The sequence below is a fragment of the Streptomyces sp. NPDC045956 genome (assembly GCF_056430705.1).
In genome coordinates, this window is record NZ_JBWKKZ010000002.1 from 448757 (window position 1) to 459446 (window position 10690).

Annotated in this window: 12 protein-coding genes; 8 read left to right on the forward strand and 4 right to left on the reverse strand. The window is 73.5% G+C overall.

Translation table 11 applies throughout. The features are described from left to right. The first annotated feature begins 103 nt into the window (after positions 1 to 103). Positions 104 to 790: a maleylpyruvate isomerase N-terminal domain-containing protein gene (locus AC07FV_RS07740; RefSeq protein WP_479085428.1), complete on the forward strand. Its 687-nt coding sequence runs from the start codon at positions 104 to 106 to the stop codon at positions 788 to 790. Between the two features lie 105 nt (positions 791 to 895). On the opposite strand, the gene AC07FV_RS07745 is transcribed toward AC07FV_RS07740, so the two are convergent. Further along, entirely contained in the window at positions 896 to 2053 is a 1158-nt protein-coding gene (locus AC07FV_RS07745) for a hypothetical protein (protein ID WP_479085430.1), read from the reverse strand. A 281-nt stretch (positions 2054 to 2334) separates the two neighbouring features. Between AC07FV_RS07745 and AC07FV_RS07750 the strand changes: the two genes are divergently transcribed. Beyond that, on the forward strand, positions 2335 to 3129 hold the full coding sequence (locus AC07FV_RS07750; RefSeq protein ID WP_383638437.1) for an SDR family NAD(P)-dependent oxidoreductase: 795 nt from the start codon (positions 2335 to 2337) through the stop codon (positions 3127 to 3129). An 83-nt stretch (positions 3130 to 3212) separates the two neighbouring features. On the opposite strand, the gene AC07FV_RS07755 is transcribed toward AC07FV_RS07750, so the two are convergent. Then, positions 3213 to 4295, reverse strand: a complete 1083-nt coding sequence (locus tag AC07FV_RS07755) for a YihY/virulence factor BrkB family protein (RefSeq protein ID WP_479085432.1) — start codon at positions 4293 to 4295, stop codon at positions 3213 to 3215. Positions 4296 to 4634: 339 nt separating this feature from the next. Between AC07FV_RS07755 and AC07FV_RS07760 the strand changes: the two genes are divergently transcribed. The 4 genes from AC07FV_RS07760 (at position 4635) to AC07FV_RS07775 (ending at position 6880) form a co-directional block, all read left to right on the forward strand. Continuing rightward, positions 4635 to 5063, forward strand: coding sequence for a hypothetical protein (locus tag AC07FV_RS07760; RefSeq protein ID WP_479085433.1), 429 nt, complete (start codon positions 4635 to 4637; stop codon positions 5061 to 5063). After that, positions 5060 to 5845, forward strand: a complete 786-nt coding sequence (locus tag AC07FV_RS07765; RefSeq protein ID WP_356604868.1) for a hypothetical protein — start codon at positions 5060 to 5062, stop codon at positions 5843 to 5845. The genes AC07FV_RS07760 and AC07FV_RS07765 overlap by 4 nt, the downstream gene beginning before the upstream one ends. Positions 5846 to 5883: 38 nt before the next feature. After that, positions 5884 to 6408, forward strand: coding sequence for a roadblock/LC7 domain-containing protein (locus AC07FV_RS07770; RefSeq protein WP_479085434.1), 525 nt, complete (start codon positions 5884 to 5886; stop codon positions 6406 to 6408). A gap of 97 nt (positions 6409 to 6505) precedes the next feature. Then, complete coding sequence (locus AC07FV_RS07775; protein WP_479085435.1) at positions 6506 to 6880, forward strand: roadblock/LC7 domain-containing protein; 375 nt, start codon at positions 6506 to 6508, stop codon at positions 6878 to 6880. 102 nt (positions 6881 to 6982) lie between these two features. Here AC07FV_RS07775 and AC07FV_RS07780 read toward each other — a convergent pair whose 3' ends face one another. After that, a complete protein-coding gene (locus AC07FV_RS07780) occupies positions 6983 to 8347 on the reverse strand; it encodes an FAD-dependent oxidoreductase (protein ID WP_479085437.1) in 1365 nt (454 codons plus the stop codon). 214 nt (positions 8348 to 8561) lie between these two features. Between AC07FV_RS07780 and AC07FV_RS07785 the strand changes: the two genes are divergently transcribed. Further along, complete coding sequence (locus AC07FV_RS07785) at positions 8562 to 10031, forward strand: MFS transporter (protein WP_479085439.1); 1470 nt, start codon at positions 8562 to 8564, stop codon at positions 10029 to 10031. A 28-nt stretch (positions 10032 to 10059) separates the two neighbouring features. Here the strand turns inward: AC07FV_RS07785 and AC07FV_RS07790 are convergent, their stop codons facing one another. Next, complete coding sequence (locus AC07FV_RS07790) at positions 10060 to 10206, reverse strand: hypothetical protein (RefSeq protein ID WP_279561145.1); 147 nt, start codon at positions 10204 to 10206, stop codon at positions 10060 to 10062. 154 nt (positions 10207 to 10360) lie between these two features. On the opposite strand from AC07FV_RS07790, the gene AC07FV_RS07795 reads away from it, so the two are divergent. Continuing rightward, positions 10361 to 10534, forward strand: coding sequence for a CsbD family protein (locus tag AC07FV_RS07795; RefSeq protein WP_361014930.1), 174 nt, complete (start codon positions 10361 to 10363; stop codon positions 10532 to 10534). Positions 10535 to 10690 lie beyond the last annotated feature (156 nt).

Sequence of the window (10690 nt, forward strand, 5' to 3'; positions counted from 1 at the left end):
CCGCTGCTGCTGTGCCGTCCGCGTATCCAGGTCACGCCCGCTGACACGTGAGGGTGCCCTCATTCGGCGTCGGTCCGCCGTCGGGTCGTCCTAGGGTGATGCCATGACCACGACACCGGAGGAACACGTCCGTCCCGCTCACGTCGTGCGCGACGCCTACGGCGCCCTCGCGGCCGTCGTCGGCCCGCTCGGGGACGAGGAGTCCTGGCTGTCGACCGACTGCACCGGATGGGCGGTCCGCGATCTGGTGTTCCACCTGCTCGGGGACGCCCAGCGCGCCCTGGTGGCCCTGCACACCCCCGCGGCGGGACCACCCGACCGCGACGCCGTGACCTACTGGCGCGACTGGACGCCCGATCCCGTCGCTGCGGCCCACGGACGGCGGTCGGACCGGGTCGCCGCGAGCATGTTCCCCGACTTCCGGCAGCTGAGGGAGCTGTACCTGGAGACGGCGGCGGCGACCGTGGCCGCCGCTACGGCGACGGACCCCGGGCGCCTGGTGCGCACCCAGGGACACGTCCTGACCGCCGGCGACCTGATGACGACCCTCGCCGTCGAGGCGACCGTCCACCACCTCGACCTGACCGTCGCGCTGCCCACCGCGCCGGGACCGGCACCGGCCGGGCTGACGGCGGTCCGCGCCACCCTCGACGGTCTCCTGGGCCGACCCGTGCCGCCGGCCTGGAGCGACGAGCACTACGCCCGCGCCGCCACCGGCCGCGTCCCCCTCACGGACAGCGAACGGGACGCCCTCGGCGCCGACGCGGAGCGCATGCCGCTCTTCAGCTGACGGGGACGGACGGGGACGGACGGGGAGCCCCCGAACCGATCGTCAGGTGCCAGGTGCCAGGTGCCAGGTGCCAGGTGCCAGGTGCCAGGTGCCAGGCGTCATGCGTCAGGCGTCGCGGTCGGCGGTCGGCCGGGCGTCGTCCTGGGCGCCGGTCGCCTCGGGGCGCGGCTTGCGGCCGGGGACCTTGAGCCGTTCCAGCGTCTGGGTCAGTCCCCGCAGCGGGGAGGTCCGGGACGTCTCGGCCGGCGAGGGCGGGGCGGGGGCCGGCCCGGCCGACTCCCGGTACGCGGCCAGCGCCTCCGCCGCGCGCTCGGCCGCCTCCCGGTACAGGTCCCGGGACTGGGTCATGGCCTCCAGCGCCTCGGCGTACATGGCCACCAGCCTGCGCTCGCGCTCCAGTTCCTCCGCCACGGTCAGCAGCCGCCAGTCCTCCCGCAGCCCGGCGAGCGCCTTCTCGGCCCCCTCCGGCAACGGCCTCGCCAGCGCGGCGAAGGACGTCACCGCCGCGATCAGCTCGGTCGGCTCGGAACCGTCCAGGAAGACGGAGCGGACGGCGAAGTCCTCGGCCTCGTAGGCGGGCGGCGCCGGGGTGCCGGGCAGGACCACGGCGCCGCCCCGCGGCACCTGGACGCCGAAGTCCTCCAGGGCCCAGTTCACCACCCGCAGCTGCTGCGGCGCGGCGCGGTGCTCGACCACGCGGTGCCGCAGACCGGGCGGCAGCCGGTCCGCCAGCGGGATCCGGCCGCGGTGGTCGGGGGTCATCGCCTCGTGCACGACGACGTGGATGTTCCACGCACCGCGCCCGGCGTCCTTGAGCAGCCGGCGAACGGCCTTGTCGTCGTCCGGCAGGGTGTTGATGCCCCGCATCCGCAGGCCGGTGGCGGTGTCGCGGTCCCAGGTCACGTCCGGGTCGTCGGGCCAGAACACGGTGGCGGGCGAGGGCCAGGCGTCGTCCCAGGCCTCCTCGGCCTCCGCGAGGAGGGTCCACTCCTGCCCGCCGGCGGAGGGGGGCGCCAGAATCAGCCTGGCCCGCACGGTGACGGGCCCGGGGGCCTTCCAGCGGGCCTCGAAGACCCGGTCACCGGGGACCTCGTCGCCGGTCCGTTCCGCGGGCAGTTCCAGGAAGTCGTCGATGACGCGGCTGTCCTTCAGCCGCTTCAGGGTGTGCCGGACGGTGTCCTCCGCCGCGGATCCGACGTGGCGGCCGCGAGCGGGCCACACCGTGGGCGGAGTCGTGGGGCGGGCGGTGGCTGAGGTCGGCATGAGTCCATCGGGGAGCAGGGGCACGGGCGCGTGACCTGTCCGGCGGATCATGCCGCGGCCGCGGTGCGGTGCGGGTGCCCTCGCCCGACCGCGACCTGATCCGCCGGACAGGCCCGAGGCCAGTATCGTCGCCGCAGGTCAGCCGAGAGCACCCGGGGGGCCGCCGACCGGGCGGGCCGCGGCGCCGCGCACGGTGTGGCCGACGGGGGACGGGGTGCGTGAGGGGCCAGGGTGGGAAGGAGCACGGCGAACGACCGTACGGCACGAGAAGGAGCGATCTGATGAACCTGGATCTCGGCGGACGCACCGCGCTGGTCACGGGCTCCTCGCAGGGCATCGGGGCGGCCATCGCCGCCGGGCTGGCCCGGGCGGGCGCCACGGTGGGCGTCAACGGACGCGATGCCGGGCGGCTGGAGGAGGGCGTCGGGAGACTGCGCGAACAGGTGCCGGAGGGCGCGTTCGTGCCGGTCGTGGCCGACCTGGGCACCGAGGAGGGCGCCGAGCGGGCCCTGGAGACCCTGCCCGACGTCGACATCCTCGTGAACAACCTCGGCGTCTTCGGCGCGGTGCCCGCGCTGGAGATCAGCGACGACGAGTGGCGCCGCTACTTCGAGATCAACGTCCTCGCGGGTGTCAGGCTGACGCGCGCCCATCTCCCCCGGATGAGGGAACGGGGCTGGGGCCGGGTGCTGTACATCGCGAGCGACTCGGCCGTCGTCGTCCCGGCCGAGATGATCCACTACGGGGTCTCCAAGACGGCGCTGCTCGGGGTGGGCCGGGGCTTCGCCAAGGAGGCGGCGGGCAGCGGCGTCACGGTGAACTGCGTCATCGCCGGCCCCACCCACACCGAGGGCGTCGAGGACTTCGTGTACCAGCTGGTCGACCGCGACCTGCCCTGGGAGGAGGCCCAGCGCGTCTTCATGCGGGAGCACCGCCCGCAGTCGCTGCTCCAGCGGCTGATCGAGCCCGAGGAGATCGCCAACCTCGTGGTGTACCTGAGTTCGCCCCAGGCGTCCGCCACGACCGGGGCGGCGGTCCGGGTCGACGGGGGATACGTCGACTCGATCCTTCCGTAGCCGTAGCCGTAGCCGTAGCCGTAGCCGTAGCCCTAGCGGCATGCAGCCGGAACCGCGCCGCCGCACGGCGCGGTTCCGGCGGGTCATGCGTCCGGTTCGGCGCGTCGCCGGTCCGCCTCGTCCCAGGCACGGGTGTCGCGCGGCTCGACGTAGGGCTCGTCCTCCGGCGGGTGGCCCCCGTCGATCACCCGCTGCCGGGCCAGCTCGGCGTCGAACTCCAGGCCGAGCAGGATCGCCAGGTTCGTCACCCAGAGCCACACCAGGAAGATGATGACGCCGGCCAGGGTGCCGTACGTCTTGTTGTACGAGCCGAAGTTGGCCACGTAGAAGGCGAACCCGGCGGAGGCGACGAGCCAGATCAGCAGGGCGAGCACACTGCCCGGTGAGATCCACTTGAAGCCCTTGAGGCGGGCGTTCGGCGTGGCCCAGTACAGGATCGCGATCATGAACGTCACGAGGACGACCAGCACCGGCCACTTGGCGATCGACCACACCGTCATCGCGGTGTCGCCGACGCCCAGCGCGGTGCCGACCTGCTGGGCCAGGCTGCCGGTGAAGACGACGATGAGCGCGCTGACCACCGCGAGCACCAGCAGCACCACGGTGAGGGCCACCCGCAGCGGCAGCACCTTCCACATCGGGCGCCCCTCCGGGACGTCGTAGACGGCGTTCGCGGAGCGGATGAACGCGGCCACGTAACCCGACGCCGACCAGACGGCGCCGACCAGGCCCACCACCGCGAGGACGGAGCCCAGACCGGCCTTGGCCTGCAACTGCTCCACCGCGTCGGTGATGATGTCCCGCGCGGAGCCGGGCGCGAGTTTCTGGATGTTGTCCAGGACCTCCTGGGTGGCGGACTGCCCGGCGATCCCGAGCAGGGACACCAGCACCAGCAGCGCCGGGAACAGCGACAGGATGCCGTAGTAGGTCAGGGCGGCGGCCCGGTCGGTCAGCTCGTCGTCCTTGAACTCGGAGATCACGCGGCGCAGCAGGGCGGACCACGATCGTTTGGGCAACTCGGTGGGGGAGTCGGGGGCGGCACGCTCGGTGGAGGCGTCCGGACCGTAGTCCTCGGGAGCCTTTTCCTCCGGTGCCGCGTCCGAAGACGCGTCCGTCGAGTCGTCCTTCGGGTGCTTCCCGCGATGGGGCAGATGCAGTCGGGCCATGGGCCCCGGGTTGCCCGTCCCGACGCGTCCACGCCCCCGTGCGCGGCGCGCGTGCCCGGTGCGCGGCCGGCACCCGCACCCGGCGCCCTTCACCCGTGGCCGCGGAGGACGGGCGACCCCCATCATGGTCCGGCGGACAGGCCCCGCCCACCATCCGCAGCGGGGCGGGCCTGCCCGCACCACCCTGCCCTGGCCGGATTCCCCCCGGCCGAAATGCGCAGTATCCCGCAGCGCGCGCACGTTCCTCTGGAAAATGCCAAAGCCCTCACCGGACGCGTGCACTTTCCGTAGTCTCGGCGTCACGTTCGCGGTACTGCCGTGCAGGGGAGGGGATCCGGCGTGCCCGGAATCGACGAGAGTCTGCTGGAAGCCATGCGGCTGCCCGGCGCACGGGGCGCCTCGCTGGTCGACTGGATCAGCGGGCTCGCCCTGGGCGCCGTGGGGGACGCGCCGGGCGGCGACTGGGAGGCGACGGCGGCGGAGACCGCGGAACTGGCCCGGCACGTCGCCGAGAGCGGCTCCCTGGCGGCGGGCCCCGCCGCCGGCGGCGCCGCACCCGGGCAGGACGCGCCGGCCGGGGACGTGAAGGAACCCTCGGTCGAGGACCTGATCGCCACCACGGCCGACGCCTACCACCTGCTCAGGTTCGTCAGCACCCCCTTCGACAGCACCGTCTTCCTCCACCTGTGGCTCGGCCGCGACGACGGGAACCTGGCACTGGCCCGCATCCGGCTGGCCGAGATGGCGGATCGGCTGGTGCTCGGATGACCAGGGTCACGACCACCTGGGCCGGGCACGAGACGACGTCCGCGGCACTGACCGCGCTCGCGGACGAGGGGGCGACCGGCGCCCTCTCCGGCGAGCGGGGCATCGTCTACCTGTCGGCGGGCCGCGTCGTGCACGTGGAGTCGGCCTTCGCCCCGGACCTCGGCGCGCTGCTCACCCGCAGCGGCGCCGTCCCCCCGGACGGCTGGTGGGACGCGGTCGACCGGGGCGGGACGCAGCACCGGGTCGGGCGCCGCCTCGTGGACAGCGGCCGGCTCGCCGCCGGGGCGCTGGAACTCTGCCACCTCGGCGCGCTCTTCGACGCCGCCTACTTCGTCCTCGCCCAGGACACCCGCGCCCACCGCTTCCGGCCCGGTGCCGCGCACTGGCTCGGCGCGGTCCGCTCCGTGCCCGTGGACGTCCTCGTTCGCGAGTCCGGCCGCCGGCGCGCCCTGCTGGACCGCATATGGCCGGACCCCGACATCGACACCGTGCCCCTCACCCGGGTGCCCGACGCCGGCGCCGCCGGTCTGCCGGCACGGCGCGGTCGCACCCTGACGCAGGTGGACGGCGTGCGCACCGCCGCGGAGATCGCCTCGGCGCTCGCCTGCCGCACGTACCACACCCTCGTCGAACTGCGCCGCCTGGCCGCCGACGGCCTCGTCGCCGCCGCGCCGCCCGCCCCCGAGCCCCTCGCGCCGACCCCTCAGCCGCGCGGCGTCGTGTGGGACGACCCGGACACGGCCCTGCTGCGACGGCTCCGAGACGCCCTGGAGGCCCTGTGATCCGCGCGCGTCGCCAGCGTGCCGAAAGGAGACTGCTCATGGCCGTCGAGAGCGACGTCCTGGACGAACTGCACCGACTGCGCAACCGCGTGCCCCAGCTGACGGGATCGCTCGCGGCCACCGTCGACGGGCTCGTCCTGGCCCACGACGCGCCGGGCACCGAACCCGAGGGGCTCGCCGCGCTCACCGCCGCGGCCCTCGGCGTCGCCCACCGCATGGCCGACGCCACCGGGCGCGGCGGCTTCCGCGAACTGCTGCTGCGCGGGGCCGAGGGCTACGTCGCCACCTACGCCGCCGGACCGGCCGCCGTGCTCACCCTGCTCGCCGACGGCCGGGTCAACGTGGGGCGGCTGCACCTGGAGGGCCGCCGCAGCGGCTCCCGGATCGGTGAGCTGGTCGAGGCCCGCATCGGCACGGAGCGCGGTCGCCCCCCGGCCACCGAGCACGTCGCGGCGCTGCCCGCGGACGCCGCGCGTCCCATCGGCACCCTCCCGGTGCGCACCCCCCAGCGGCCCACCCACCAACCGAGCCCCCAGACCGGCGGCCACCGCCGGCCCACCTGATCCGACGTCCGCGTCCGCACCACCACCGCGTACCGGTCGGACGACCGCGTACCGACCCACCACCGCGTACTGATCGCGTCCGGAAAGGAACCCACCCATGGCCAACCTGGAGACCTCGCTCAAGGAATGCCTCAGCTCCATCGACGGAGCGACCGCGGCCGCGCTGGTCGACTACACCAGCGGCATGGCCCTCGGCACTCTCGGGGGCGGCAAGGACTTCAACCTGGAGGTCGCCGCCGCCGGCAACACCGACGTCGTGCGGTCCAAGCTGCGCACCATGGAGCACCTCGGTCTGAAGGAGGAGATCGAGGACATCCTGATCACCCTGAGCACCCAGTACCACATGATCCGCCTGCTCAAGGGCCGTGGCGGCAACGGGCTGTTCCTCTATCTGGTGCTCGACGCGAGCCGCGCCAACCTGGCCATGGCCCGCCACCAGCTGCGCCGGATCGAGAACGAACTGGACGTCTGAGTCCGGACGACCCGCTCTCACACGGATGGGCAGGAGCGGCACCTTCCCGCTCCTGCCCATCCGTGTGTGCCGGTCCACCGCCGGGCGGCGGACCGACGAGGCTCAGGCGCCGCTCGCCCGGAGCATGTCCTCACGCTCGACGAGCTTCACGCGCTCACGCCCCTGCGGCTCGCCCAGCGCCTTCTCCGCGGCGTCCAGCCGGTACCAGCCGTCCCAGGTGGTGAAGCGGACGTTCCGCTCGGCGAGGAAGGCGTCCACGGCCTCCGGAGCGGGCGCGTCCGGGGTCTGGAGCCGGCCGTTCGCGAAGTCGTCCAGCAGGTTGGCCACCGTCTCGTTGGCGTCACCCTTGGTGTGGCCGATCAGACCCACCGGGCCGCGCCGGATCCAGCCGGTGACGTACATCGACTGGAGGTGCTCGCCGGACTCCTGGAGGACCCGGCCGCCCCGGTCCGGGACCGTGCCCGAGTCGATGTCCCAGGGCAGCTTGGGGAGCTGGTCGGACAGGTAGCCCACGGCCCGGTACACCGCCTGGACGTCCCAGTCCTTGAACTCGCCGGTGCCCCTGACGTTGCCGGTGCCGTCCAGTTCGGTGCGCTCGGTGCGCAGGCCGACGACCTTGCCGTCCTCGCCGAGGATCTCCGAAGGCGACTCGAAGAAGTGCAGGAACAGCTTGTGCGGCCGGTCGCCGACGTCGCGGATCGCCCAGTTCTCCAGCGTCTTGGCGACCATGTCCGCCTGCTTGTTGCCGCGCCGGGTGGCGATCGAGCCCTCGTCGTAGTCGATGTCCTCGGGGTCGACGATGACCTCGATGTTCGGGGAGTGGTCCAGCTCCCGCAGCTCCATCGGGGAGAACTTCGCCTGCGCCGGGCCGCGGCGGCCGAAGACGTGGACCTCCATCGCCTTGTTGGCCTTGAGGCCCTCGTAGACGTTCGGCGGGATCTCGGTCGGCAGCAGCTCGTCCGCGGTCTTGGCGAGGACGCGCGCGATGTCCAGGGCCACGTTGCCGACGCCGAGGACGGCGACCTTCTCCGCCTCCAGCGGCCAGGTGCGCGGGAAGTCGGGGTGTCCGTCGTACCAGGCGACGAAGTCGGCGGCACCGTAGGACCCGTCGAGGTCGATGCCGGGGACGGACAGGGCCCGGTCCGCGGTGGCGCCCGTGGCGAAGATCACACCGTCGTAGAAGGTGCGCAGATCGTCCAGGCTGAGGTCGGTGGGGTAGTCCACGTTGCCGAAGAGGCGGATCTGCGGCTTGTCGAGCACCTGGTGCAGGGCGGTGATGATGCCCTTGATCCGCGGGTGGTCGGGGGCGACGCCGTACCGGATGAGGCCGAACGGGGCGGGCATGCGCTCGAAGATGTCGATGGAAACGCCCGGGTCGGCGGCCACTTCGGACTTGAGCAGGGCGTCGGCGGCGTAGATTCCGGCGGGGCCGGATCCGACGATGGCTACCCGCAGGGGGCGGGGCATGTTCAGTTCCCTTCGAGCGGCGACAGATCGACTCTCCGGGAAGCCTAAGCTAAGGCAAGCCTAAGTCGGTACGCGGGTCCGGTCTATGAGGGCATAAGGCAGACTTATGAGACCTCATGGGCTTCCTTGGTGACGGGGTTTGAAGCCCCCGTCACGGGTGACGCAGGCGTGGGGCCGACGATCCCGCCCCACGCCGCTCGCGAGGGGAGTCCCCGTGCACCGTCCGGACGAGCGCCCGGATCCCCGCCGGTGGCGGGCCCTGTGGGTGACGCTGGTCGCCGGCTTCATGACGCTGCTGGACGTGACGATCGTCGCCGTCGCCCTGCCGTCCATGCAGCGCGAACTGCACGCCTCGGCCGCCTCCGTGCAGTGGGTGGTGTCCGGATACGCCCTCGCCTTCGCCCTGACCCTGGTCACGGCCGGCCGGATCGGCGACGCGTTCGGCAGGCGCCGGGTGTTCCTCGTGGCGCTGGCCGCCTTCGTCGCCTGCAGCGCCGCGGCGGGAGCCGCGCCGGGCATCGAACTGCTGGTGGTCGCCCGGCTCGCCCAGGGAGTCGCCGCGGGCAGCCTCGCCCCGCAGAACTCGGCGCTCATCCAGCAGATGTTCCGCGGCGCGGAGCGCGGGCGCGCGTTCGGCTTCTTCGGCGCCACCGTGGGGGTGTCCAGCGCGGTGGGCCCGGTCGTCGGCGGCCTGATCCTGGCCCTGGCGGGACCCGAGGGCTGGCGGTGGATCTTCTACGTGAACGTGCCGGTCGGCGTGCTGGCGCTCCTGCTCGGTTTCCGGCTGCTGCCGCAGGTGGCTCCCGGCGGCCGGGGGCGGCTGGACCCGGTGGGGGTCGCGCTGCTCGGCGTCGGCATCCTGGCCGTGATGCTGCCGCTGGTGCTCGCCGAGGGAGGCGGCCTGGGCAAGGTGTGGTGGCTGTTCCCGTCGGGGCTGCTGATCCTGCTCGCCTTCGCCCGCTGGGAGCGCCGCGTCGCCCGCCGCGACGGCCAACCGCTGCTGGACCCCGGCCTGCTCACCGAGGCCCGCGGTTACGTCACCGGCGCCGGCCTGGCCGCCCTGTACTTCGTCGGGTTCAGCGGCGTGTGGCTCGTCTTCGCGCTCTTCTTCCAGAACGGCCTGGGCTTCTCACCCCTCAGGTCCGGTCTGGCGGTCACCCCGTTCGCCGTGGGTTCCGCCGTCGCCGCGGCCGTGGCGGGGCGGCTGGTGGAGCGCCTGGGGCGGCTGCTGACCGTCTGGGGGCTGGTCGCCGTGATGGCCGGCCTGGGTGTCACCACGCTGGTGCTGTGGCTCGCGCCCGCCGACCGCGCCGCCTGGCTCGCGGCGCCGGCCCTGCTGGTCGGAGGGCTCGGCAGCGGTTGTGTGATCTCCCCGAACATCACCATGACGCTCCGGGACGTCCCCGTGCGGATGGCGGGCGCCGCCGGCGGGGCGTTGCAGACGGGCCAGCGGCTGGGCGGCGCCATCGGCACGGCCGCGCTGCCCGGGCTCTTCTACCTGACCCTGAACGCCACCCACGACGACTACCAGGACGCCGTGGCCCTGTCGGTGGGGACCGGGGTCGCCGCCATGCTGTGCGCGCTGACCGTCGCGGTCCTCGACTGGCGGCGGGACCGCTCCGACGGCGGGGAGCGCTGTCCGCCGGAGGCGTCCCACAGCCACACCCACGCGGGGCAGGGCTGAGCCGGCCTCCGACGGGACGGCGGCCGGCTCAGCGGCGCTTGCCGAACTTCCGCAGCATCTCCTGGGCCTGCGCGCGGCGGCGCGGATCCGAGGCGGCCCGGCGCACCTGTTCCGTCGCACGGCGACCCTGCGGGCTGCGCGCGAACCGCTTGATCCGGTCCAGTACTCCGGCCATGACGTTCCTCCGAGTCGACGACGGGTCTGCCTTGTCCGACCGCCTACCCCGCGGGCGCCCGGTCACCCGGGCGCCGGTCCGCGGGTTTGACATCGCCGAACCGGGCGACCCGCAGTGCACGACATCGCAAGCCAACGCCGAGAGGTGGAGCACTGTGGCCGGCAATCAGAAGTCGAAGGCCAAGATGGAGCAGACCAAGGGCAAGGCCAAGGAAACGGTCGGCCGGGCCGTCGGCAACGAGAGGATGACGGCCGAGGGCCGCGCCGAGCAGTCCAAGGGCGACGCCCGGCAGGCCAAGGAGAAGGGCAAGGACGCGTTCCGGCACTGACACCGGAATGAACGGTCCCGGCGCTGGCGCCGGAACCGACGCGGCACACGGGCCGGGGGGGGGGGGGGGGGGAGGGCGGACGAGAGAGAAACGCTGGTAGTAGAAGGGAGAAAAAGGCAAGAGGCGGGAGGGTGACAGAGGAATGGGAGGGGATGA